The sequence below is a fragment of the Stenotrophomonas sp. STEN038 genome, assembly GCF_056759895.1.
Map to the genome: position 1 here is coordinate 38,642 of NZ_JBRRDW010000030.1, position 23,503 is coordinate 62,144.

At 64.2% G+C, this 23,503-nt stretch carries 20 protein-coding genes; 15 read left to right on the forward strand and 5 right to left on the reverse strand.

The window, feature by feature from the left end; translation table 11 throughout:
• The first annotated feature begins 1 nt into the window (after position 1).
• The 8 genes from ACVOLS_RS13375 to ACVOLS_RS13410 all read left to right on the forward strand — a co-directional run bounded on the left by ACVOLS_RS13375 (position 2) and on the right by ACVOLS_RS13410 (position 9,637).
• Positions 2-1,195 (forward strand): 1-deoxy-D-xylulose-5-phosphate reductoisomerase, encoded by a 1,194-nt coding sequence (locus tag ACVOLS_RS13375; RefSeq protein WP_481545992.1) that lies wholly within the window; start codon positions 2-4, stop codon positions 1,193-1,195.
• 26 nt (positions 1,196-1,221) lie between these two features.
• Positions 1,222-2,580 carry an RIP metalloprotease RseP gene (gene rseP, locus ACVOLS_RS13380; RefSeq protein ID WP_481545993.1) on the forward strand — a complete coding sequence of 453 codons (1,359 nt, stop codon included), beginning with the start codon at positions 1,222-1,224 and terminating at the stop codon, positions 2,578-2,580.
• Between the two features lie 71 nt (positions 2,581-2,651).
• Positions 2,652-5,135: an outer membrane protein assembly factor BamA gene (gene bamA, locus ACVOLS_RS13385; RefSeq protein ID WP_481545994.1), complete on the forward strand. Its 2,484-nt coding sequence runs from the start codon at positions 2,652-2,654 to the stop codon at positions 5,133-5,135.
• Between the two features lie 357 nt (positions 5,136-5,492).
• Complete coding sequence (lpxD, locus tag ACVOLS_RS13390) at positions 5,493-6,515, forward strand: UDP-3-O-(3-hydroxymyristoyl)glucosamine N-acyltransferase (protein ID WP_481545995.1); 1,023 nt, start codon at positions 5,493-5,495, stop codon at positions 6,513-6,515.
• The gene (gene fabZ, locus ACVOLS_RS13395; RefSeq protein ID WP_481545996.1) at positions 6,512-6,970 is read left to right on the forward strand and encodes a 3-hydroxyacyl-ACP dehydratase FabZ; all 459 of its coding nucleotides are present in this window, start codon (positions 6,512-6,514) and stop codon (positions 6,968-6,970) included. The genes lpxD and fabZ overlap by 4 nt, the downstream gene beginning before the upstream one ends.
• A 17-nt stretch (positions 6,971-6,987) precedes the next feature.
• A complete protein-coding gene (gene lpxA, locus ACVOLS_RS13400) occupies positions 6,988-7,779 on the forward strand; it encodes an acyl-ACP--UDP-N-acetylglucosamine O-acyltransferase (RefSeq protein WP_481545997.1) in 792 nt (263 codons plus the stop codon).
• Positions 7,776-8,984: a lipid-A-disaccharide synthase gene (gene lpxB, locus ACVOLS_RS13405; protein ID WP_481545998.1), complete on the forward strand. Its 1,209-nt coding sequence runs from the start codon at positions 7,776-7,778 to the stop codon at positions 8,982-8,984. The genes lpxA and lpxB overlap by 4 nt, the downstream gene beginning before the upstream one ends.
• A gap of 35 nt (positions 8,985-9,019) precedes the next feature.
• A complete protein-coding gene (locus tag ACVOLS_RS13410; protein WP_481546010.1) occupies positions 9,020-9,637 on the forward strand; it encodes a ribonuclease HII in 618 nt (205 codons plus the stop codon).
• Between the two features lie 17 nt (positions 9,638-9,654).
• Here the strand turns inward: ACVOLS_RS13410 and ACVOLS_RS13415 are convergent, their stop codons facing one another.
• Together ACVOLS_RS13415 and ACVOLS_RS13420 are read right to left on the reverse strand one after the other, a co-directional pair.
• Entirely contained in the window at positions 9,655-10,119 is a 465-nt protein-coding gene (locus ACVOLS_RS13415; RefSeq protein WP_481545999.1) for a hypothetical protein, read from the reverse strand.
• A 50-nt stretch (positions 10,120-10,169) separates the two neighbouring features.
• Positions 10,170-12,392 (reverse strand): winged helix-turn-helix domain-containing tetratricopeptide repeat protein, encoded by a 2,223-nt coding sequence (locus tag ACVOLS_RS13420; RefSeq protein WP_481546000.1) that lies wholly within the window; start codon positions 12,390-12,392, stop codon positions 10,170-10,172.
• Between the two features lie 143 nt (positions 12,393-12,535).
• On the opposite strand from ACVOLS_RS13420, the gene ACVOLS_RS13425 reads away from it, so the two are divergent.
• From ACVOLS_RS13425 to ACVOLS_RS13445, 5 genes are all read left to right on the forward strand, one after another.
• Complete coding sequence (locus ACVOLS_RS13425; RefSeq protein WP_481546001.1) at positions 12,536-13,180, forward strand: hypothetical protein; 645 nt, start codon at positions 12,536-12,538, stop codon at positions 13,178-13,180.
• Between the two features lie 214 nt (positions 13,181-13,394).
• Positions 13,395-16,985 carry a DNA polymerase III subunit alpha gene (gene dnaE, locus ACVOLS_RS13430; RefSeq protein WP_481546002.1) on the forward strand — a complete coding sequence of 1,197 codons (3,591 nt, stop codon included), beginning with the start codon at positions 13,395-13,397 and terminating at the stop codon, positions 16,983-16,985.
• Between the two features lie 76 nt (positions 16,986-17,061).
• Positions 17,062-18,021 carry an acetyl-CoA carboxylase carboxyltransferase subunit alpha gene (locus tag ACVOLS_RS13435; protein ID WP_481536010.1) on the forward strand — a complete coding sequence of 320 codons (960 nt, stop codon included), beginning with the start codon at positions 17,062-17,064 and terminating at the stop codon, positions 18,019-18,021.
• A gap of 28 nt (positions 18,022-18,049) precedes the next feature.
• Positions 18,050-18,805, forward strand: a complete 756-nt coding sequence (locus ACVOLS_RS13440) for a tetratricopeptide repeat protein (protein ID WP_481546003.1) — start codon at positions 18,050-18,052, stop codon at positions 18,803-18,805.
• Positions 18,806-19,001: 196 nt separating this feature from the next.
• A complete protein-coding gene (locus ACVOLS_RS13445) occupies positions 19,002-19,769 on the forward strand; it encodes an alpha/beta hydrolase (RefSeq protein ID WP_481546004.1) in 768 nt (255 codons plus the stop codon).
• A 134-nt stretch (positions 19,770-19,903) separates the two neighbouring features.
• On the opposite strand, the gene ACVOLS_RS13450 is transcribed toward ACVOLS_RS13445, so the two are convergent.
• Positions 19,904-20,359 carry a CopD family protein gene (locus ACVOLS_RS13450; RefSeq protein WP_481546005.1) on the reverse strand — a complete coding sequence of 152 codons (456 nt, stop codon included), beginning with the start codon at positions 20,357-20,359 and terminating at the stop codon, positions 19,904-19,906.
• A gap of 63 nt (positions 20,360-20,422) precedes the next feature.
• On the opposite strand from ACVOLS_RS13450, the gene ACVOLS_RS13455 reads away from it, so the two are divergent.
• Positions 20,423-21,019, forward strand: a complete 597-nt coding sequence (locus ACVOLS_RS13455; RefSeq protein ID WP_481546006.1) for a class I SAM-dependent DNA methyltransferase — start codon at positions 20,423-20,425, stop codon at positions 21,017-21,019.
• Positions 21,020-21,100: 81 nt separating this feature from the next.
• Positions 21,101-22,414 (forward strand): polyhydroxyalkanoate depolymerase, encoded by a 1,314-nt coding sequence (locus ACVOLS_RS13460; RefSeq protein ID WP_481530885.1) that lies wholly within the window; start codon positions 21,101-21,103, stop codon positions 22,412-22,414.
• A 228-nt stretch (positions 22,415-22,642) separates the two neighbouring features.
• Here the strand turns inward: ACVOLS_RS13460 and ACVOLS_RS13465 are convergent, their stop codons facing one another.
• Positions 22,643-23,005 (reverse strand): DMT family transporter, encoded by a 363-nt coding sequence (locus ACVOLS_RS13465; protein ID WP_481546007.1) that lies wholly within the window; start codon positions 23,003-23,005, stop codon positions 22,643-22,645.
• Positions 22,959-23,315: a DMT family transporter gene (locus ACVOLS_RS13470; RefSeq protein WP_481546008.1), complete on the reverse strand. Its 357-nt coding sequence runs from the start codon at positions 23,313-23,315 to the stop codon at positions 22,959-22,961. Before ACVOLS_RS13470 ends, ACVOLS_RS13465 begins: the two co-directional genes overlap by 47 nt.
• Positions 23,316-23,503: the final 188 nt, after the last annotated feature.

Consider the following 23,503-nt stretch of genomic DNA (forward strand, 5'->3'; position numbering starts at 1 on the left):
CATGCCCACCTCTTCTATACGTCAGGTCGCCATCCTTGGCGCCACCGGCTCCATTGGCACCTCGGCGCTGGATGTGATGGCCCGCCACCCGCAGCAGATGCGCGCCAGCGTGTTGGCTGCGGGCAGCAATGTGGACGCATTGATCGCACTGTGCCGGCAGCACCGCCCGGATCACGCCGCGATTGCCGACCCGGCGCTGTTCACACACCTGCGTGATGGCCTCAAAGATGCCGGGCTGGCGACTGAAGCGCATGCTGGTCATCACGCCATTGACGCGCTGGCTGCCAGCGACTGCTGTGACACCGTCGTGGCCGCCATTGTTGGCGCCGCTGGCCTGTCGTCCACGCTCGCAGCCGCCCGCGCCGGCAAGCGCCTGCTGCTGGCCAACAAGGAATCACTGGTCCTGGCCGGTGAACTGCTGACCCGTGAGGCCGCCAACGCTGGCGCCGAGATCATTCCGATCGACAGCGAGCACAACGCCATCTTCCAATGCCTGCGCTCGCGCGATGCGCGGCTGGAAGCCGGTGTCCGCCGCATCATTCTTACCGCCTCCGGCGGCCCCTTCCGTGGGCGCAGCCGCGCCGAGTTGGAAAAGGTAACCGTGGCACAGGCCGTTGCCCACCCAAAGTGGTCGATGGGCCCGAAGATCTCGGTCGATTCGGCGACGTTGATGAATAAAGGCCTGGAAGTCATCGAGGCCCACCACCTGTTCAACGTGCCCGGTTCCCGCATCGACGTGCTGGTGCACCCGCAGAGCCTGGTGCATTCGCTGGTCGAGTTCATCGACGGCTCGACTCTGGCCCAGCTGGGCCTGCCGGACATGCGTACCACCCTGGCAGTCGGCCTCGGCTGGCCGCAACGCATCGAATCGGGCGTCGGCGGGCTGGATCTGCTGACCCAGGGCCGGCTGGATTTCGAGGCGCCAGACATGGACGCCTTCCCCTGCCTGCGTCTGGCCTGGCAGGCAATGGAGGCCGGCGGCAGCGCCCCTGCGATCCTGAACGCCGCCAACGAAGTCGCCGTTTCAGCGTTTCTTCAGGGGCGCATAGGCTTCCTGTCGATCCCGGCACTGGTGGAACACACGCTATCTACCCTGCCCTACGTGGCGGCCGATACACTGGACGTCCTGTTGGCAGCTGATACCCAGGCCCGCCATATCACTGAAACCGCCATTGCCCGCCTGCCGAATGTCTGATCCCACCCTACAACCGAGCTGTGCCCATGGCTGATTTCCTGGGGTCTGTGTGGTGGATGATCGTCAGCCTCGGCGTGCTGGTGACCTTTCATGAATTCGGCCATTACTGGGTAGCCCGCCGCTGCGGGGTAAAGGTGCTGCGCTTCTCGGTGGGCTTCGGCAAGCCACTGTGGAGCCGCCGTAACCGCAACGGTACCGAGTTCGCCATCGCCGCCATCCCGCTGGGTGGCTACGTGAAGATGCTCGACGAGCGCGAGGTCGAGGTCCCGGCCGGTGAGCGCGCCGTCGCCTTCAACAACAAGACCGTCTGGCAGCGCATCGCCATTGTCGCCGCCGGCCCTGCCGCCAATCTGATCCTGTGCATTGCCCTGCTGTGGGCGATGTTCGTGATCGGCCGCCAGGACTATTCGGCCACCATCGGCCGCACCACTGGTATGGCCGCCCAGTCCGGCTTCGTCGCCGGTGACCGCATCCTCGCCGTCGAAGACCGCAGCGTCGACACCTGGGCCGAGGCCAGCGTGGCCTTCACCACCGCTGCCATGGACCGCCAGGATGCCCACGTGCGCGTCCGCGACAACCTCGACAACGAGCGCACCCGGGTGCTGCCGCTGTCGCAGCTGCCGGCTGGTTTCGACGAGCGGCAGGTACCGATACTGGCGGGGCTAGCCTGGCAGTTCTCGCTGCAGCCGGCCCGGGTGACCAAGGTCGCGGCCGATTCAGCCGCGGCCAACCTGATCCAGCCCAACGACCTGATCCTGGCCGTGGACGGCCAGCGCGTGGACGATGCAGGACTGGTACTGCCCCTGATCCAGCAATTGGGCCAGCGAGGCGGGCCGGGCATGGTCGAGGTCGAGCGTGCCGGTGAACGGCTGGCGCTGGAGATCACCCCGCAGCCTGGCAAGGCACCGGACGGCAAACCGATCTGGCGCATCGGCCTGGAATTCGCCACCGGCCAGATGCCGGCTTACGACGCCCGCCAGCAGTTCGGCGTACTTGCCGCTTTCCCCGCCGCCGTGCGCGAAACCGGCAAATTGGCGACAGATTCGCTGGGTATGATGCGGCGCATGCTCACTGGCCACGCCTCGGTAAAGAACATTTCCGGCCCGATCACCATCGCCCGCGTGGCCAATGCCTCGGCTGAACGCGGGGTGGATTGGTTCCTGTATTTCCTGGCATTGCTGTCGCTGAGCCTGTGCATCATCAACCTGCTGCCCATCCCCATCTTGGACGGCGGGCACCTGCTGTATTACCTTATCGAGTTGGTCAAGGGCAGCCCGCTTAGCGAGCGCGCCATGGCTGCCGGCCAATACATCGGTCTGGCGCTGTTGGCCGGGCTGATGGGACTGGCGTTCTACAACGACATCCTCAGCTTGGTTCCGCGATGAACTTTTTCCCGCTGTCGTCGTCTTACGCCGGCATCCACGCATTATCGAAATCGACTCCAACCGGACGTGATATGACGCGACTTCCCAATCGCCGCTTGCTGGCCCTCGCACTTGCCGCTGGTCTGGCCCTGCCTGTGCTCGCACAGGCAGCCGAGCCCTTTACCGCCAGCGACATCCGCGTGGATGGCCTGCAGCGCATTTCCTCCGGCACCGTGTTCACCTACCTGCCGGTGGAACGCGGCGACACGGTGGACGACGCCAAGATCGGCGACACCATCCGCGCCCTGTACAAGACCGGCTTCTTTGAAGACGTGCAACTGGACCGCCAGGGCGACATCCTGGTTGTCACCGTCAAGGAACGCCCGGCGATCAACAAGTTGACCGTCACTGGCAACAAGGACATCAAGAGCGAGCAGCTGCTCAAGGGCCTGGCTGACATCGGCCTGAGCGAAGGCGGCACCTTTGACCGTCTGAGCCTGGACCGGGTGACCCAGGAACTGCGCCGCCAGTACAACGACCGCGGCAAATACAACGTGGAAATCACCCCGACGGTGAGCCCGCTGGACCGCAACCGCGTTGACGTCGCCATTGCCGTCAAGGAAGGCAAGGCGGCCAAGATCCGCCACGTCAACCTGATCGGTACCGAGAAGTTCCCGGCCGAAGACATCATGGACATCTGGGAGTCCAAGGAGCACAACTGGGCCTCGTGGTACCGCCGCGATGACCAGTACTCCAAGGAAAAGCTGTCCGGCGATCTGGAAAAGCTCAACTCCTGGTACCTGGACCGTGGCTACGTCGACTTCAGCATCGACTCCACCCAGGTCTCGATCAGCCCGGACAAGCGCGACATGTTCATCACCGCCGGTGTGACCGAGGGTGAGCAGTACAAGATCTCCGACATCAAGGTCACCGGCGACACCATCCTGCCGCAGGAAGACGTCGAGAAGATGGTCATCCAGAAGAGCGGCGATACGTTCTCGCGCGCCCTGCTGGAGTTCAGTGCCGACGGCATCACCAACAGCCTGTCCAACGTTGGCTACGCTTTTGCCAAGGTCAACCCGATCCCGACCAGCAACCGCGCCGAGCGTACCGTGGCGGTGAACATGCAGGTGGTACCGGGCCCGCGCGTGGCTGTGCGCCGCATCGTGTTCAAGGGCAACTCGCGTACCAGTGACGAAGTCTTGCGCCGTGAAATGCGCCAGTTCGAGAACAGCTGGTACTCGCAGGCGGCGATCGACCGTTCCAAGATCCGCCTGCAGCGCCTGGGCTACTTCGAGTCGGTCGACGTCGAGACGCAGCCGGTCACCGGCAGCAACGACCAGGTCGACGTGGTCTACAACGTCAAGGAAACCACCTCCGGCAGCTTCGTGTTCGGCCTGGGCTATTCGCAGTCCTACGGCATGACCACCTCGGTGCAGCTGTCGCAGAACAACTTCCTCGGCGGTGGTAACCGCGTGTCGGTCGAAGCCTCGCGCAGCAGCTACCTGCAGCGCTATGGCTTCAGCTACACCAACCCCTACTTCACCGATGACGGCGTCTCGCTGGGCTACAACCTGTCCTGGCGTGAGCTCGACTACTCCGACTTCAACACCGCGCAGTACAACAGCACCAACGGTTCGGCGCAGGTGGTGTTCGGCATTCCGATCACAGAGAACGATGCGTTCTCGCTGATGTTCGGCATCGACAGCAACCAGATCACCACCTATCAGGGTTACACCCCGAAGGCGATCATCGATTACATCGATGCGGTGGGTACGCGCACCTTCCATTCCTGGCGTTCGGAGCTGGGCTGGGCACGCGACACCCGTAACGACTACTTCATGCCGACCCGCGGCACCTACCAGCGCCTCGGTCTGGAAACCACATTGCCGGGTTCGACCGTTGAGTACTACAAGCTCAGCTACCAGTTCTCCAAGTACTGGCCGATCATCCCATCACTGGTGATCAATACCCGTCTGGAACTGGGCTACGGCGACTCCTACGGCAAGGACAAGGTCCGTGATATCTGCTGGAACGATATCCCGGGCACTCCAGGCACCCCGGGTACCCCGGCCACCCCGACTACTCCGGCGATCCCGGCCGTCCCCGGCACCGCAGGCACCACCCAGGTGGTGGACTGCGGCAGCAACCCCACCGCAAACCACCGCCAGGTCAAGGCGAGCGGCCTGCCGTTCTTCGAGAACTTCTACGCCGGCGGCACCAACTCGGTGCGCGGCTTCGAAGACAACACCCTGGGTCCGCGCTCGGAAATCATCGGCGGTTACTACAACGGCCAGCCGCTGGGTGGCTCGGTGAAGACGGTCGGCTCGATCGAAGCTTATTTCCCGAAGCTGTTCGACAGCCCGTCGGCGCGCGTTTCGGCGTTCTTCGACTTCGGCAACGTCTACAACGGCACCAGCAACTTCAAGGCCAATGAGCTTCGCGCTTCGGCCGGTCTGGCCCTGTTGTGGCGTGCACCGGTTGGCCCGATCTCGATCAGCTACGCCATCCCGTTGAAGAAGGAAGACGGCGACGAGATCGAACGTCTGCAGTTCACCTTTGGTGGTCAGTTCTAAATAGAACTGACCCGCTCATCCGGGGTGAAGCCCCGGATACCGGCTTTCATGCCATGGCATGAAAGCCGGGCGCGCTCTGGTCCACCAATTCCCCGCGCCTGTCGGCGCGCCCCCTTTACCAAAGGGGGCTCTACACCAGATCTACGGTCTCAACCTGCCCCGGGAAGCGAATCATTCCCGGGGTTTGTTTTTACGGGGCCCGTGCTTGCGCTCCGCGGGAAATAGCCTTCCCGTTAAAGCTGCGCCTCACGGAACACCTGCACTTCAGGCGACCCGCCCACCCCGCTGCCCTTGCCCTGCAAGGGTGATAACGTCCGTTCGCATGACCGCCATCGGCGCACACGGTAAACTTGCTGCGTGAATACTCCTACCTATACCGCTCAGGAACTTGCCGACCGTTTCGGCCTGCAGGTGCACGGTGACCCGTCGGTTGCCATCCATGGTGTTGCCACGTTGGCGCATGCCGGCCCCGGGCAGCTGACCTTCCTGGCCAATCCGCGCTACCGGGCCCAGCTGACCGACAGCAAGGCGTCCATCGTGCTGCTGCGTGCCGATGACGCCGAGGCCGCGCCGGGTGCCGCTCTGGTCGCCAAGGACCCGTACACGACCTTCGCCAAGATCGGTGCGCTGTTCGAGACCGTGCCGGTACGCGAGCCCGGCATCCACCCCAGCGCGGTCATCGATCCCAGCGCGACGGTAGCGGCGAGCGCCCATATCGGCCCACACGTCTGCATCGGTGCGCGCAGTGTGGTCGGCGAGAGCTGCATCATCGGCGTCGGCAGCATCATCGGCGACGACTGCGTGGTCGAGGCCGGCACGGAACTGCTGGCCCGCGTCACCCTGGTTGCCCGGGTCAAACTGGGCAAGCGTGTGCGCATCCATCCGGGTGCCGTGCTTGGTGCCGAAGGCTTCGGCCTGGCGATGGACAACGGCCACTGGATCAAGGTGCCGCAATTGGGCGGCGTGCGCATCGGCGACGATTGCGAGATCGGCGCCAATACCTGCATCGACCGCGGTGCGCTGGAAGACACCACGCTCGACGAAGATGTGCGCGTGGACAACCTGGTGCAGATCGCCCACAACGTACAGATCGGCGCACACAGCGCCATCGCAGGCTCCACCGGCATCGCCGGTAGCGCCAAGATCGGCCGCTACTGCCTGCTCGGCGGCGCCGTCGGCGTGGTTGGCCATCTGGAAATCTGCGACCACGTTGTCATCACCGGCAAGTCGGTGGTGCGCAACTCGATTACCGAACCGGGCGAATACTCGTCAGGTACCCCTTTGACCGACAACCGCACGTGGCGCAAAAACGCCGCGCGCTTCAAGCAGCTCGATTCGCTGGCACGGCGCATCCTGGCTGTGAGCAAGGAGAAAGAATGAACGCACCACTGCAGATGCCCATCGACGTCAACACCATCCAGACGTTGATCCCGCACCGCTACCCGTTCCTGCTGGTCGACAAGGTTGTCGACCTGGATGTGGACGCCAAGCGCATCATCGCGCACAAGAACGTCACCATCAACGAGCCCTATTTCCAGGGTCACTTCCCGGGTCAGCCGATCATGCCCGGCGTGCTGATCATCGAAGCGCTGGCGCAGGCCGGTGGCGTGCTGACCCAGCTCAGCCTTGGCCGCGATGCGCAGTCCAAGCTGTTCTATCTGGTCAAGGTCGACAACGTGCGCTTCATGAAGCAGGTGGTGCCGGGTGACGTGCTGGAACTGCATGTGCAGGTCAAGCGCATGATCCGCAACATGGCGGTCTACTACGGCGAAGCCAAGGTGGACGGTGAAATCGTCGCACACGCCGAAGTGCTGTGCGCCGGCACCCGCGAATAATCTGCCTGGAGCACACGATGAGCGATAACGCCCCCCTGATTCACCCGACCGCAGTCATCGATCCTTCGGCCAAACTTGGCCAAGGCGTGCGCGTGGGTGCATTCACCCTGATCGGCGCCGACGTCGAGATTGGTGACGGCACCGAAGTGGGGCCGCATTGCAGCATCCACGGGCCGACCCGGATCGGCCGCGACAATCGTTTCATCGGCCACGTTGCGGTCGGCGGCGAGCCGCAGGACAAGAAGTTCGCCGGTGAGCGTACCGAGCTGGTGATCGGCGATCGCAATGTGTTCCGCGAGTTCGTCACCCTCAGCCGCGGCACCGTCGGTGGCGGTGGCGTGACCACCATCGGCAACGACAACTGGATGCTGGCCTACGTGCATGTCGCCCATGACTGCCACGTTGCCGACCACTGCGTGTTCTCCAACAACACCACGCTGGCCGGCCACGTTTCGGTCGGCAACTGGGTGATCATCAGCGGCTTTGCCGGTGCGCATCAGTTCTGCCGCATCGGCGACCATGCTTTCCTCGGCATGGGTGCACTGGTCACCGGCGATATCCCGCCGTTCACCATGGTCGGCATCGACGGCCACGGCCGTCCGCGCGGCATCAACAGCGAAGGCCTGAAGCGTCGCGGCTTCGACGCCGAGCGCATCAGTGCGATCAAGCGCGCTTACCGCACCATCTACGTGGCCGGCGTGCCGTTGGCCGAAGCCAAGTTGGCGCTGGCCGAGCAGGCGCAGAGCAGCGATGACGTCAAGCAGATGCTGGACTTCATCGAGCACGGCGAGCGTCCGCTGCAGCGATGAGCGCAGAGACTCGCGATTCGGGCTTGGGTCACGCGCGCAAGCCGCGCATCGCGCTGGTGGCCGGCGAGGCGTCGGGCGACCTGCTCGGCGCCGGACTGATCAATGCCCTGCGTGCGCATTACCCCGATGCCGAGTTTGCCGGCATCGGCGGCGATGCGATGCGCAACGCCGGCTGCGAGACCTGGTTTGACGCCAGCGAGCTGGCGCTGATGGGGCTGGCCGAGATCCTGCGCCACCTGCCGCGTCTGCTGAAGCTGCGCAAGGAATTCCGCCAGCGCGTGCTCGACTGGCAACCGGATGTATTCATCGGCATCGACGCACCGGATTTCAATCTGGGCGTGGAGAAGTGGCTCAAGCAACGTGGCTTGCGCACCGTGCATTACGTCAGCCCCTCGGTCTGGGCCTGGCGCGAGAAGCGTGCCCAGAAAATCGGCGCCAGCGCCGACCTGGTGCTGTGCCTGTTCCCGATGGAACCGCCGATCTATGCCCGCCACGGCATTGACGCGCGCTTCGTCGGCCATCCGATGGCGGATGAAATCCCGCTGCACACTGATCGCACGGCAGCGCGGCAAGCACTGGGCATTCCCGGGCAGGCAACGCTGCTCGCGGTACTGCCCGGCAGCCGTCTGGGCGAAGTGAGCCGGCTCGGCCCGCCGTTCTTCGCCGCCGCGTGGCAGCTGTGCGAGCAGGACCGCGGCCTGCATATCGTCGTGCCGGCGGCCAACGCCAAGTGCAAGGCGATGATTACCGAGCAGATCCGCAGCGCGGCGCTACCCAGCGCGCGCCTGCACCTGCTCGATGGCAGGGCACGCGAAGCAATGATCGCCGCCGACGTGGTGATGCTGGCCTCCGGCACAGCCACACTGGAAACCATGCTGGTCAAACGACCGATGGTGGTGGGCTACCGCGTGGCCGAACTCACCTATCGCATCGTCAAGGCGCTGGGCCTGATCAAGGTCAATCGCTTTGCTCTGCCCAACGTATTGGCCGGCAAGGACCTGGCGCCGGAGCTGATCCAGCACGAATGCACCCCAGACAATCTGGCCGCTGCAGTACGTAACTGGTTTGAGCATCCCGATTGCGTCAACGGCCTGCAGGACGACTACCAGCAGTTGCACCAGCAATTGCGTCAGGACGCCTCGGCACGCGCTGCCGACGCTGTCGCCGGGCTGCTGCAGGCACCGCTCAATCAAGGCCAGCCGTGACCGCCAGACGTACTCCCAAGGCAGCGGATGTCTCGCTGTCCTTGTTTGACGATGCTGCCTTGCTCGCGCGACAAGCCCCGCGTCTGGTCGCCGGCGTCGACGAGGCCGGTCGCGGCCCACTGGCCGGCCCGGTCGCTGTGGCGGCCGTGGTGTTCGATCCCGAACGCCCCCGCATCAACGGCCTCGACGACTCCAAGGCATTGACCGCACTACGCCGCGACCAGCTCTACGACCGCATCATCGAACGCGCCTTGGCCTACAAGATCGTTATGGTCGAGGTGGCCGAGATCGACAGCCTCAATATCTTCCAGGCAACCATGCAGGGCATGCGATTGGCGGTGGAAGGCGTGGCGCATGTGGCCCAGTTCGCCCGCATCGATGGCAACAAGCTTCCCAAGGGCCTGCCCTGCCCAGCCGAAGCACTGGTCGGCGGCGATGCCATCGACCGCAGCATCATGGCCGCATCGATCCTGGCCAAGGTCAGCCGCGACCGCTTCATGCTGGAGCTGCACCAACAGCATCCCGAGTACGGCTTCGACCAGCACAAGGGTTATGGCACACCCTTCCATATGGCCGCGCTGCGCGCACATGGACCCTGCCCGCAGCACCGGCGCAGCTTTGCACCGGTGCGTGCGAGCCTGGACGCATCCTGAGCCACGCGCCGCGCCGATCAGCGCGGCATGATCTTGATCCCCGGGTCGAGGTGGTTTGAGCCAATGCGCACGTCGTACTTGATGTTGTTCTCGCTGGTTACGGTTTTTGCAACGATCAGCACTTCCTGCCGCCTGCCCATGCGCTGCGAGTTGAAGTCCTTCTGCCCTGTGTTGCCCGCACTGCGGTAATACGCGGCCGCACCGGGAGATTCGGCAAACGCCAATGCGAACGGGTCCAATACATCTTCTGCGGTGCGCCAGAGCACCTGCGTACCGCTACGCACTGTGCATACATCCGGAGTGATTACCGGTCCATTGGGACCAGACGCCACATCGACGTAGACCAGTTTGACGATACGCGGCGGTAGATTCTCCGTGCATTGCAATACTTCACCCGGAAGCGGTGGTTGGGTGGCGCAGGCAGCAACGCCTGCAACCGTTCCGATGGAGACGACAAGATAGAGCCACACGCTATGGTTCATGACGACCACTCCTCGCTGAGGTCCGCCGCCACGGACGGAAAATCCGGCACTTACTCTTTAGGCACGCCGCTGCCGACCAGCGCGTAACGCTGCAGCGACAGCAAGGCATCGATGCGCTGCTGCGGAATGCCCTGTTTCAACGCGCTTTCAACGCAGCTTTGCGCGCCTGGCTTGTCGCCGAGCAGGGTCAAGGTCTGTGCACACCACAACGCGACCTCGGCCGCCTGTGTGCCCAGCGCGCGCGCCGCCTGCAGATCCTGCAGCGCGCGTGCACGCTCGCCCAGGTTGGCCCGGTACCAGGACAGCAAGGCCAAGGCATACGCATCATCGCGGCGCACATCAACGTATTGCTGCGCCAGGTGGGCTGCGCGCAGATACGGCGCCTGCGCCTGCGCCGCGGTTGCTGGTGCGGCGGCCAGCGCATCGGCCAGGTTGCCCCAGTGCAGATAGTCCTCCGGTTCCAGCACCGTCGCCTGTTGGAACAGTTCTGCGGCGACCGCGTATTCGCCGTGATCGAATTTCATCGTCCCCAGATTGGTCAAGGCACCGGCATTGGGCTCGATCGACAAGGACATGTTGAACGCATGCCCGGCCTGTGCAGTGTCGCCCTGGGCCAGATACAGGCCGCCCAGGCTGCCCCATAGCCGACTGTCTTCCGGCTGCAGCACGGTCGCGGTGACAAACGCATCGATCGCCTTGGGCACGTCGCCGCGCAGCCAATGATGGTAGCCAAGCAGGCGGTAGATCTGCGCATCACTGGGCCGCGCCGCGATGGCCTGCTGGAATGACTGCAGTGCCTGCTCCTCCTTGCCGAGCGCAGCATAAGTACGTGCCTGCCCGACCAGACCGTCGGCGCGCAGCGCAGGATCATCGATGACCTGCTGGTACAGCTGCAACGCCTGTTCGTTCTGGCCACTGACGCGGGCGATTTCCGCCATCGCCAGACTCACCTCGCGCAAGCCGGGGTCCATCGCCTGCGCGCGTGCACAGGCCTGACGGGCGCGTTCAAACGCACCTGCGTCACTGACCCCTTCCAGCCGCGCGATCTGCGCGCGACAGATGCCGGCCTGGGCCCGCGCGAAGTGCGGATCAATCGCCAGCGCCTGCGCAAACGCCGCCATCGCGCGCTCGTTGCCAGCCTCGCCGATTGGCCGCTGCAGCAACGCCAGGCCGCGCAGATAGGCGTCATAGGCGTTTACGTCGTTGGTCGGACTCAAACGTTGCGCCACCCCGGACGTCTTTCCGGGCAGATGGCCGAGCAAGGCGTGCACGACCTTGTTGGCGATCTCCCCCTGCAGCGCGAATACATCATTGATCTCACGATCATAGGTTTCCGCCCACAAGGTAAAACCGGTGTTGGTATCGGATAGACGTGCACTGATACGCACCCGCCCGCCCTCGCGACGCACACTGGCATCCAGCAACGTGGCTACCCCAAGACGGCGCCCGATCCGGCGTACATCGTCATCGTCGGTATCGCTGCCGGTGGGAACCGCGAGTTGTCGCGCGGCCACTTTCAGGCCCGGCACATTGGTCAGGGCATCGTGCATTTCCACCGCAAGACCATCAGCAAAGTAACGATCAGCGGCATCGTCGCTGAGGCTGCTGAATGGCATCACCGCGATCGAAGCACCGGCTACAGCCGGCATGCGGCTCCACCACCAGTAGCCCGCAGCCAACAACAGCAGCAACAGCACGGCGGCGATCAGGAACGCGCGTGAACGCATCCACGCCGGTAGCGATAACTTCGGCGCCTCCCGCCACCAACGCGACAAGCGCCGTTCCGGCGGTGACGGCGGCTCGGCATGCGGATCACTGTCCGCAGCCATGTGCTCAGCGGGTTCAGCAACTGCAACAGGCGGCTGTGCCGCCGTAGAAGTCGAAATTGGTTCAACGGCCGAAGCGGATGAAGCCGTGGTCTCTGGCGGCAACAACTTGCCAATGAAGCGATAGCCCAGGCCATGCTGGGTCTGGATGTAACGCGGCTCATGCGAATGATCATCCAGCACCGAACGCAACTGCGCGATGGCCCGGGTCAGCACGCCCGGCGTCACATGCCGATGGCCCCAGACAGCATCCAGCAACTGGTCGCGCACCAGCAATTCATCGGCATGCCGCAGCAGCATCAACAGCACGGCGAATGCTTTTGGCTCCAGCGATTGGTACTGGCCGTCACGGCTGAGCGTATGCGCCAGTGCATCCACCACGATGCCGTCGAAACGGTAACGTTCGACCGGTTGTGCTGTGTCACCCGGGTCTTCGACCGCACCCATCGGCAAGCCCTCATGAATTCCTCAGAAACCAGCGCAATGACTGTCTGAAGGCTCCGCCTGCCATCATGACCAATGCTACGCCCAAGCGGATGCTGGCGCTGCGTTCTCCCCTCCCGGACGCCCCCACCCGCAGGAGCACCACCATGTACACCATCGACCCCCGCCTACCGCTGCCGCAGGTGCTGGACCAGTACCCGAGCGGCACCCCGCACCGCCGCAGCCATGTGAACGACTATCTGTTGGTTCCGCGTGAAATGGAGTATTTCAATGGCCTGCTGGCCCGCCTGGGCCGGACCCAGCCGCCGCTGCAGACCGACCAGGTGGCCACCGCTGCCCGTAACCTGAACAACGCCGCCGGGGACGAGCGCACCTCGCCCTGCATCGAGCAACGGATGTGCCACGCCCACCAGCTGGAACAGCTGCTGCAGGAGACCGACTGGGAGCCCGCTGCCGAGGTGAGCAGTGAATTGCATATGGTCATTGCCTACCTGCACGCCAGCCACCAGCTGATCCCCGACACGGTCCCGGGCGTCGGCCAGCTGGATCAGGCCATCGTGATCGATACCGTCTGGCCGAAACTTGCAGGCGAAGTGGCCAACTTCCTCGACTACCAGCGCCTGCGCCAGCTGGAGGCCGAACGCCAGGGCCGCGGCTACCATGACATCGCCTTCAACCGCCGCAGCTGGCTGGAGCTGCGTGAGATCGAAGCCCGCCTGCACGAGCACCAGCGGCGGGTGCGCGAAAGCAGCTACGCGCCTGAACCGCTCAGCTACTTCCGTATCCACTGACAGCGACGCCGACAGGGCGCCAGCCATACCCGCCAAGCGCATGCTGGAGCCCTGCCGCGTGGGGCTTGGGCAACCAAGCCCGCCGCGCCCACGCCCGTCCTGATAGTGTGCAACTGCGGGCCACTGGCCCGGGCCGGCGCGCGTAGCGGGCATGTCAAGCCTTGCCCCACCCCGCCCCCGTCGCTACCCTGCACCGGCATACTTCTGGCTCCGCATGTCTACTTCTTCCCGCTTCGTCCATCTCCACGTCCACACCGAATTCTCGATGGTGGACTCCACCATCCGCGTACCCGCCAAGCCCGATCAGGCCGACCCCAAGAAGGCCAAGCAGGCCAACCTGCTGAGCCGCTCGGTCGAAATGAAGGCGCCCGCGCTGGCCGTCACCGACCTGAACAACATGTTCGCGCTGGTGAAGTTCTACAAGGCCGCCGAAGGCGTGGGCATCAAGCCCATCGCCGGTGCCGACCTGCTGATCACCGAGGACGGCCAGGACCCCTGGCGCATGACCTTGCTGTGCCGCGACCGCGAGGGCTACCTGAGCCTGTCGCGCCTGCTCACCCGTGCGTGGATGGAAGGCCATCGCAACGAAGGTGGCGTCGCCGTGCACCCGCAGTGGCTGAAGGACGGCTGCAAGAATCTGTTCGCGCTGGCCGGCCGCCACAGTCTGGCCGGGCGCCTGGCCAATGACGGCCGCCACGATCTGGCCGAGCAGCAGCTCGCCGACTGGCAGCGCGTATTCGGCGACGGCCTGCATCTGGAACTGACCCGCACCGGCCGCGATGGCGAAGAAGCCTTCAACCAGTTCGCGCTGCAGGCCGCCGGCCAACGCGGCCTGCCGGTGATTGCCAGCAACGATGTGCGCTTCCTGTCACCGGATGATTTCTACGCGCACGAAGCGCGCGTCTGCATTTCCACCGGCCGCGTACTGGACGACCCCAAGCGTCCGCGTGAGTACAGCGCCGAGCAGTACCTGAAAACGCCGGAACAGATGTGCGAACTGTTCGCCGACATCCCCGACGCGATCGACAACACCTTGGCGCTGGCCGAACGCTGCAACGTCGAGATGCGGCTGGGCACCTACTTCCTGCCCAACTATCCGGTGCCCGACGACCAGACCCTGGACAGCTGGATCCAGAAGATCTCGCGCGACGGCCTGGAAGAACGCCTGCAGGTGCATCCAATTGCTGCTGGCATGACCCGCGAGGACTACGACGCGCGGCTGGAGTTCGAGCTCAATACCATCATCAAGATGGGCTTCCCCGGCTACTTCCTGATCGTGGCCGACTTCATCCAGTGGGGGAAGAACCAGGGCATTCCGATTGGTCCGGGCCGTGGTTCCGGTGCAGGTTCGCTGGTGGCGTGGGCGCTGAAGATCACCGATCTGGATCCGCTGCCCTACAACCTGCTGTTCGAGCGCTTCCTGAACCCGGAACGCGTGTCGATGCCCGACTTCGACATCGACTTCTGCATGGATCGCCGCGATGAGGTGATCGACTACGTCGCGCGCAAGTACGGCCGCGAGCGCGTCAGCCAGATCATCACCTACGGCACCATGGCGGCCAAGGCGGTGGTGCGTGATACCGGCCGCGTGCTCGGCTTCCCCTACGGCCTGGTCGACGGCGTTTCCAAGCTGATCCCCAACATCCTCGGCATCCACCTGAAGGATGCGCTGGGCAAGGGCAAGGAAGGCACTAGTTCGGAAATGGCTTCGGCCGAGCTGATCCAGCGCTACGAGTCCGAAGACGACGTCCGCGACCTGATCGACCTGGCTTTGCAGCTGGAAGACCTGACCCGCAACGCCGGCAAGCATGCCGGTGGCGTGGTGATCGGGCCGGAGCCGCTGAGCGAGTTCTGCCCGCTGTACGCCGAACATGACGATGGCGGCATCGGCAAGAACCCTGTCACCCAGTTCGACAAGAACGACGTCGAAGAAGTGGGCCTGGTGAAGTTCGACTTCCTCGGCCTGCGCACGCTGACCATCATTGATTGGGCGGTAAAGGCGATCAACAAGCGCCATGAGCGCGCCGGCATTCCGCCGGTCGATATCGCCCACATCCCGCTCGACGACGCCCCGACCTACAAGGACATCTTCGCCAACGGCAATACCGGTGCAGTGTTCCAGTTCGAATCCTCGGGCATGCGGCGCCTGCTGAAGGACGCGCGGCCCGACCGTTTCGAAGACCTGATCGCCCTGGTGTCGCTGTACCGCCCGGGCCCGATGGACCTGATTCCCTCCTTCAACGCGCGTAAGCACGGCCAGGAAGAAATCATCTATCCCGATCCGCGTACCGAGGCCATCCTGAAAGACACCTACGGCATCATGGTGTATCAGGAGCAGGTGATGCAGATGGCGCAGATCGTCGGCAATTACTCGCTGGGCGGCGCCGATCTATTGCGTCGTGCGATGGGCAAGAAGGTGCCGGCGGAAATGGCCAAGCACCGCGAGATCTTCCGCGAAGGTGCGGCCACCGGCGGCGTCGATGGCCCCAAGGCCGACGAAATCTTCGACTTGATGGAGAAGTTCGCCGGCTACGGTTTCAACAAGTCGCATGCTGCCGCGTACGCGCTGGTCAGCTACCAGACCGCCTGGCTCAAGCGTCACTACCCGGCCGAGTTCATGGCCGCGACGCTGTCCTCGGACATGGACAACACCGACAAGGTGGTGGGCTTCCTGGCCGAGGTGAAGAACCTTGGCCTGACCGTACTGCCGCCACGCGTCAATGACTCGGCCTATATGTTCGAGGCAGCCAACGCCGACACCATCCGATACGGACTGGGTGCGATCAAGGGCGTCGGCCAAGGCGCCTGCGAAGCGGTAGTGGAACAACGCGAGCGCGGTGGCGAATACGCCTCGCTGCTGGATTTCTGTGCACGCGTGGAATCGGGCAAGCTCAACCGCCGCACGCTGGAAGCGATGATCAACTGCGGTGCCTTCGACGGCATCGGCAAGAACCGCGCGACGCTGGCATTGCAGCTGCCGGAAGTGATCAAGGCCACCGAGCAGATGGCGCGCGAGAAGGCTTCCGGGCAGAACTCCCTGTTTGGTGCACCGGACCCGGTCAGCACCGCCAGCCAGCTCGATCTGCCCGAGAGCAAGGAATGGCCGCTGGCACAGCTGCTCAATGGCGAACGCGAGACGCTGGGCTTCTTCCTCAGCGGCCATCCGTTCGACCCTTACGCCGATGACGTCAAGGAACTGGTTGGCACCGACCTCGGCGGCCTCGACAAACTGATTGCCCCCGCTTTCCCCTCCAAGGACGGCGAGAAGCGCGCCTGGCGCCAGGAATCCCCGGTGATCCTGGCCGGCATGGTCATTGGCGTGCGCCGCAAGGGCGACAGCCAGGTCTTCGTGACCCTGGAAGACGGCAAGGGCCGGGTCGAATGCAGTGCGTTCTCCGATGGCCTGGCCGAATTCGGCCACCTGATGACCAAGGACCGCATCCTGGTGGTCAAGGGCGGCCTGCGCGAAGACGAGTTCAACGGCGGTTATGCCCTGCGCATGCGCCAGTGCTGGGACTACGAGCAACTCTGCGCCGACCACGCGCTGCGCCTGTCGATGCGCGTGGACGGCCGCGGCGGCCCGATCTGGCAACGGATCGACGCCCTGCTTGCCACCGCCCGCCCGGGCCGTACCCCCCTGCGCCTGGACCTGCTGCTCAACGGCAAGCCCGGCAGCATTGCCGGCATGCTCGACCTGGGCAGCAGCGGCTCGGTGCGGGTCACGCCCAAGTTGTTGGATGCCCTGCGTGAGGATCCGGCCGTACGCCGGGTCAAGGTCAAGTACAGCCCACCCTGGGCCAATTGATTGTCCGGACGGACGCGTACGGGTTGATACGGCGCGTTCGGCTACACTTCCCCCCTTTCATTGCTGACGGTTTCCGATGAATCCGAACTACCTCGATTTCGAGCAACCCATCGCCGATCTGGAATCCAAGATCAAGGACCTGCGCAATGCCAGCGCTGGCCCGGCGGTCAATGTCGATGCTGAGGTCAAGGCGCTTGAAGACAAGCTGCGCCTGCGTACTGCCCAGATCTTCCGCAACCTGTCCTCGTGGCAGGTGCTGCAGGTGGCCCGCCACCCGTCACGTCCCTACCCATTGGACTACATCCGCATCTTCTGCGACGAGTTCCAGGAACTGGCCGGCGACCGCGCCTTTGCCGACGACAAGGCCATTGTTGGCGGCCTGGCCCGTATCGGCGGCCGCTCGGTGATGCTGATCGGCCACCAGAAAGGCCGTGACACCAAGGAAAAGATCAAGCGCAACTTCGGCATGCCCAAGCCCGAGGGTTACCGCAAGGCGCTGCGCCTGATGAAGATGGCCGAGCGTTTTGGCCTGCCGGTGCTGACCCTGATCGACACCGCCGGCGCCTGGCCGGGCATCGACGCGGAAGAGCGCGGCCAGTCCGAAGCCATCGCCCGCAACCTGATGGAAATGGCCGAGCTGAAGGTGCCGGTGATCTGCACCGTGATCGGTGAAGGCGGCTCCGGCGGCGCGTTGGCGCTGGGCGTGGGCGACCGCACCCTGATGCTGGAGTACAGCGTCTATTCGACCATTACCCCGGAAGGCTGCGCCTCGATCCTGTGGAAGGACGCCGGCAAGGCCAAGGACGCCGCCGAGCAGTTGGGCATGACCGCCCCGCGCCTGAAGAGCCTGGGCCTGATCGACAAGATGGTCCGCGAGCCGATCGGCGGCGCACACCGCAATCCGACCCAGATGGGCAAGCGCCTGAAAGCCGTGCTGCTCAACGAGCTGGAAGCGCTGGACAAGCTGTCGGTCGAAGAGCTGCTGGAACGTCGCTACAAGCGCCTGCGCAGCTACGGCGTCTACGAGACGGCGTAATCACGCCAATACAGCCGAGGACACACGGATGAGTCCGATCATTCTGCTTTCGATAGTCCTGCAGGTCGCCTGCTGCGTGCACGTCGTGCGCACCGGGCGGCCGTTGTACTGGGTCTTCATCCTGCTGGTCTTTTCGTACCTGGCTGTACTGATCTATGTGATCGCCGAAGTGCTGCCGGACCTGCGCAACAGCCCGACCGCGCGTCGTGGCCTGCGCAAGGTCCGCGACCAGATCGACCCGACGCGTGGCAAGCGCCAGGCCGACCAACACCTGCGGGTATCTGACACCGCAGACAACCGCAGGCGCCTGGCCCAGGAGCACCTGGACCGCAGCGAATATGCCGAAGCCGCGACGCTATACCAGGGTGCGCTGCGCGGCCTGCACAGCCAGGACCCGGACCTGATGCTGGGCCTGGCCAAGGCCCAGTACGGTCTGCAGCAACCGGCGCAGGCACGCCAGACACTGGAAGCGCTGATCGCCGCCAATCCCAACTTCCGCTCGCATGACGGCCACCTGCTGTATGCCCGCACGGTGGAAGACAGCGCCGACATCCCTGCCGCCCTGCACGAGTACGAAGCCATGATCGGCGGCTACCCGGGCGAAGAAGCGCGGCTGCGCTATGCCTTGCTGCTCAAGCGCGCCGGGCGCGAGGACGACGCTGCCAGGCAACTGCAGAACATCCTCGACCGCGCCGAGACCTCACCGCGCTACTACCAGCAGGCACAGCGCACCTGGATCGACGCCGCGCGCAAGGAACTGCGGCAGCTGACGCCGGCAGGCTGAGCGCAGGACCTTGGCTTTTGTAGGAGCGGCGTGAGCCGCGAAGCTGACCCTGCTGAAGCCCTTGGCACCTGCGCCATCTGGTGATGTACTTGCTTCGCGGCTCACGCCGCTCCTACAAATGGATCCGCCACCTGCTCGCTGGCATCGGTTTACCGCAGCACCTGCCTTCTCCCCATCCCCGGCGAGGCCAAGCAGCATGATCACCAGCCTGAAAGTCCTGTTGATCGCCATCAGCCTGCTCGCCAGCATGTACCTGATCGCCTGCGCCCTGCTCGCCTTCAATGCACGCAGCATGCTCTACCACCCGACCCAACGCAGTGCCGATGTACCGCACTGGACCATGCCGCGCGGCGATGCCGACATCATCGTCTCCAGTAACAGACACCACAGCACGCAGCTCGTGCTGTATTTCGGCGGCAATGCCGAAGACGTCTCGCAGGCGCTGCCGATGCTACAGCAGGGCTTCCCTGATGCCGCCATCCACGCGATGCACTACCGCGGCTATGGCGGCAGCAGCGGCTCACCAACCGAAGCCTCGCTTATCAGCGATGCCTTGGCGCTCTATGACGGCACCAGCACCAGCCAACCCCACGACATCATCGTGATTGGCCGCAGCCTCGGCTCAGGCGTCGCCGTGCAACTCGCCGCTGCAAGACCAATTCAACGCCTGATCCTGATCACCCCTTACGACAGCATTGGCGGCCTGGCTGCACGCATGTTCCCGGCCTTCCCGGTGCGCCTGCTGCTACGCGATCACTACGATTCATGGCGGCACGCCGCAGGCATCACCGCGCCCACCACGCTGATCATCGCGGGCAGGGATGAGGTGATTCCGAATGCCAGTTCATTGCGGCTGCTGCGCGAATTCCGGCCGGGCGTGGCGCAGGCGGTGACCATTGCTGATGCCGATCACAATGATGTGTTTGGCTATCCGCAGTTCGCGGAGGCGTTGCGGGGGCGGTAGCGCTTGAAGCCTACCCCTCCCCAACCCTCCCCTGCGCTACGCGCAAGGGAGGGGCAAGGCTCAAGCCCTCCCTTTGGCGCAGCCAAGGGGAGGGTTGGGAGGGGTGCAGTTGATCTTCGCACCCCAAAAAGAACTCAGAACGGCTTCGCCAACACCAGATACACAATCGCAATGAACAGCACCAACGGCAGCTCATTGAACCAGCGCAAGGTCCCAGACGACGGCAAGGCCTTGCCCTTGATCGTGCCCTTCAACCAGCGCCCGGTGAAGGTGAAGTACACCATCAGCAGAATCACCAGACCCAGTTTGGCATGCAGCCAGCCAGCGGCGCCCGGCGCCACCATGGTCGGGAACTCCGGCAGCACCTTGTAGCCCAGCCACAGCACCAGCCCAAGAATGAAGGCAAAGCCAAACATCACATGACCAAACCGGTACAGCCGCTTGCCCATCAACTGCAGCCGCTCCACCACCGGCGGCTGGCCCGCCGCCTCGGCCAGGTTGACCAGTATCCGCGGCAGGTAGAACACCGACGCCATCCACGCCACCACGAAAACAAGGTGGAAGGTCTTTACCCAAAAGTACGACTGCATGCGCTGGCTCCATCGGCGGCGTAGGATGGGCGCCATTTTCGCCCATCCGCACAAGACACGCACATGCAGGACAAGCAGTACGACGCCGACTACTTCCAACGCTGGTACCGCCGCGACGATATCGGCGGCGCAGCGCGCCTGGCCCGCAAGGTGCAATTGGCTGTCGCCGCAGCCGAGTACTACCTGGAGCGCCCGATCCGCAGCGTGCTCGACATCGGTGCCGGCGAAGGCGCCTGGCGTGCGCCGCTGCTCAAGCTGCGGCCCAAGCTGCAGTACATGGGTTTTGACAGCAGCGAGTACGCGGTGCGCCGCTACGGCCGCAGCCGCAACCTGCATCTGGCCGGCTTCGGCGACTTCCAGTGGCTGCGCCCCTGCGCGCCGGTCGACCTGCTGGTCTGCTCGGACGTCATGCACTACGTGCCCAGCCGCGAGCTGCGCAAGGGCCTGCCGGGCCTGGCTGAATTGTGTGGCGGAGTCGCCTTCCTGGAGCTGTTCACCGCCGAGGACGAGTTCCATGGCGACCATGACGGCTTCCAGCAGCGCCCTGCCCGCTGGTACAAGCGCCAGCTGCGCGAAGCGGGCTTCCGCGGGGTCGGCTCGCATTGCTGGCTGGGGCCATCGTTCAGCGAAGACATCGCCGCGCTGGAAAGGGCCGACTAAAGGCCGATACCGGCTTAACTCGCGCTCTGCGATAGTGCGCTATGCTGCACAGCATCATATGACTGTACATATTGGGACGTCATGCTTTATCAACTGCATGAATTGACCCGCAACCTGCTTGCGCCCTGGGTTCACCAGGCGCAGGCAAATGCGGCGTTCTTCAATAATTCGGGCCACTGGTGGTCGTCGATGCCGGGCGCTGATCGCTTCGCGGCGATGAACGAGCTGTTCCACCGCCTCGGCAAGGATTATGAGAAACCCGAATGGGGCATCCACGAGCTGGAGCTTGATGGCGAGATCGTGCCGATCGCCCAGCTCACCGAGGTCGAGAAGCCGTTTTGCAAGCTGCTGCGCTTCAAGCGCCACAGCAATGAGACCTCCAAGGTCGAAGCCCTGCTCGCCCAGCCCATCGTGCTGGTGGTGGCGCCGCTGTCCGGCCACCACGCCACCCTGCTGCGCGACACCGTGCGCACGCTGTTGCGCGACCATCGCGTCTACGTCACCGACTGGGTCGACGCGCGTATGGTGCCGGTGGAACAGGGCGAATTCGGCCTGGACGACTACATCGAATACGTGCAGGAATTCATCCGTCACCTCGGTGCCGACAACGTGCACGTGGTCAGCGTCTGCCAGCCGACCGTACCGGTACTGGCTGCCGTGTCGTTGATGGCCAGCCGTGGTGAAACCACGCCGCGCTCGCTGGTGATGATGGGCGGCCCGATCGATGCGCGCTGCAGCCCGACCGCGGTCAACAACCTCGCCACCCGCAACCCGATGTCGTGGTTCGAAAACAACGTCATCCACACCATTCCGGCGCCGTATCCGGGCCAGGGCCGCCGCGTCTATCCAGGCTTCCTGCAACACGCCGGTTTCATGTCGATGAACCCCAGCCGCCACCTGATGTCGCACTGGGATTTCTACACCGACCTGGTCAAGGGCGATCTGGACGATGCCAACGCGCATCGCCGCTTCTACGACGAATACAACGCCGTGCTCGACATGCCGGCGCAGTTCTACCTGGACACCATCCGCGTGGTGTTCCAGGAGTTCCTGCTGCCGCGTGGCGAATGGTATGTGCGTGGCGAACACGTCGATCCGTCGGCCATCCGCGACACCGCCCTGCTGAGCATCGAAGGCGAGCTGGACGATATTGCCGGCCTGGGCCAGACCGAAGCGGCGCAGGCGCTGTGCACCGGCATCCCGGCCTCGCGCCGTGATCATTTCATCGTCGAAGGTGCCGGCCATTACGGCATCTTCAGCGGCCGCCGCTGGCGCGAAGTGGTGTACCCGAAGATGCGGGACTTCTTCAGCGCCCAAGCCGCGCAACCGGCGGCGAAAAAAGCCAAGAAGGCCAGCAGCAACGTAACCCCGCTACGCCGCCGCGCCCAGCGCTGAGCCTTGGCTTAAAGCCCCTCTCCCTGCGGGGTGAGAGGGGCAGCTTGCGAACCATTGGTTCGCTGCCCATCGAACGCCCTTGCGCCAGCGCAAGGGCCGGGGCGCGGAGCGGGGGTTGGGGTGAGGGCAAACCGAAGTCTGAAAAATGTAGACAACGGCAGTCGAACCGAAGCCCGAGAAAAAGAAGCACCAACACCAAGGCCCCGGCACTCCCGGGGCCTTCTGCATTCAAGAAACCGCCTTCAACCCCACAACCCCGACAACAATCACCGCCAGACTCAGCAGGCGCGCGGTGCTGCGCGATTCACCAAAGAACAGCATGTTCACCAGCACCGCAGCCGCCGTTCCCAGACCAATCCACACCGCATAGGCAATGCTCAACTGAATGTAACGGAACGACTGGTACAGCAGCACGAACGAGGCGCCAAACCCGCCGAAGAACAAGATCGCGTTCAACAGACTCTTGTGCCCGCTGTAACGCTTCAGGCCAATCACGCCCACCGTTTCCATCAAGGCCGCGGCAATTACCAGAAACCAGCCCATATCAGCCTCCCTTCCCGCTTGTATCGGGATCGGCAGCAGCGTTGCCATCGGCCAGCTTCAACGCGATCACGCCCGCTACCAGCACCGCCATGAACACGCCCTTGGCGAGGCTGAAGCTGCCATCGAACAGGAAGATATCCATCAGCGCCGTGCCCACCGTGCCAACGGCGGCAAACACCGCGTACACGGTGCCGGTAGGCAATGACTCGCAGGCCTTGGCCAGCCAATGGAAGTCCACCACGATCACCAAGATGATCGGGATCCAATGCCACCATGTGGCTGCCACGTTGAACCCATATACCCAGACCAGCTCGAACAGACAGGTCAGGGACACGTAGAACCAGCCTTTACCGGCCATGGTGTTCTCCATAAAAACCTGCCACCAGCATAACGCGAGGTAGTGCCGAGCCATGCTCGGCAGGGGTTTTACCGGGAATGCCTCTGTAGTGGCGGGCCCAAGAAGGGAAGGGGGGGAAGGGGTATTTCGAAGACCAACAGAGGGGGGGGCGAAAAAAAAAAAGCGCCCCAGGGGCCCCCCGGGGGGTT

What these genes read in the sequence shown, in the direction of transcription:
- ACVOLS_RS13465 (WP_481546007.1), bottom strand. Translation starts at nt 23,005, where the DNA reads ATGGCAACGCTGCTGCCGATCCCGATACAAGCGGGAAGGGAGGCTGAT.
- ACVOLS_RS13460 (WP_481530885.1), top strand. Translation starts at nt 21,101, where the DNA reads ATGCTTTATCAACTGCATGAATTGACCCGCAACCTGCTTGCGCCCTGG.
- dnaE (WP_481546002.1), top strand. Translation starts at nt 13,395, where the DNA reads ATGTCTACTTCTTCCCGCTTCGTCCATCTCCACGTCCACACCGAATTC.
- ACVOLS_RS13415 (WP_481545999.1), bottom strand. Translation starts at nt 10,119, where the DNA reads ATGAACCATAGCGTGTGGCTCTATCTTGTCGTCTCCATCGGAACGGTT.
- rseP (WP_481545993.1), top strand. Translation starts at nt 1,222, where the DNA reads ATGGCTGATTTCCTGGGGTCTGTGTGGTGGATGATCGTCAGCCTCGGC.
- ACVOLS_RS13445 (WP_481546004.1), top strand. Translation starts at nt 19,002, where the DNA reads ATGATCACCAGCCTGAAAGTCCTGTTGATCGCCATCAGCCTGCTCGCC.
- ACVOLS_RS13375 (WP_481545992.1), top strand. Translation starts at nt 2, where the DNA reads ATGCCCACCTCTTCTATACGTCAGGTCGCCATCCTTGGCGCCACCGGC.
- ACVOLS_RS13455 (WP_481546006.1), top strand. Translation starts at nt 20,423, where the DNA reads ATGCAGGACAAGCAGTACGACGCCGACTACTTCCAACGCTGGTACCGC.
- ACVOLS_RS13435 (WP_481536010.1), top strand. Translation starts at nt 17,062, where the DNA reads ATGAATCCGAACTACCTCGATTTCGAGCAACCCATCGCCGATCTGGAA.
- bamA (WP_481545994.1), top strand. Translation starts at nt 2,652, where the DNA reads ATGACGCGACTTCCCAATCGCCGCTTGCTGGCCCTCGCACTTGCCGCT.
- ACVOLS_RS13440 (WP_481546003.1), top strand. Translation starts at nt 18,050, where the DNA reads ATGAGTCCGATCATTCTGCTTTCGATAGTCCTGCAGGTCGCCTGCTGC.
- ACVOLS_RS13425 (WP_481546001.1), top strand. Translation starts at nt 12,536, where the DNA reads ATGTACACCATCGACCCCCGCCTACCGCTGCCGCAGGTGCTGGACCAG.
- lpxA (WP_481545997.1), top strand. Translation starts at nt 6,988, where the DNA reads ATGAGCGATAACGCCCCCCTGATTCACCCGACCGCAGTCATCGATCCT.
- ACVOLS_RS13420 (WP_481546000.1), bottom strand. Translation starts at nt 12,392, where the DNA reads ATGGGTGCGGTCGAAGACCCGGGTGACACAGCACAACCGGTCGAACGT.
- ACVOLS_RS13470 (WP_481546008.1), bottom strand. Translation starts at nt 23,315, where the DNA reads ATGGCCGGTAAAGGCTGGTTCTACGTGTCCCTGACCTGTCTGTTCGAG.
- fabZ (WP_481545996.1), top strand. Translation starts at nt 6,512, where the DNA reads ATGAACGCACCACTGCAGATGCCCATCGACGTCAACACCATCCAGACG.
- ACVOLS_RS13450 (WP_481546005.1), bottom strand. Translation starts at nt 20,359, where the DNA reads ATGCAGTCGTACTTTTGGGTAAAGACCTTCCACCTTGTTTTCGTGGTG.
- lpxB (WP_481545998.1), top strand. Translation starts at nt 7,776, where the DNA reads ATGAGCGCAGAGACTCGCGATTCGGGCTTGGGTCACGCGCGCAAGCCG.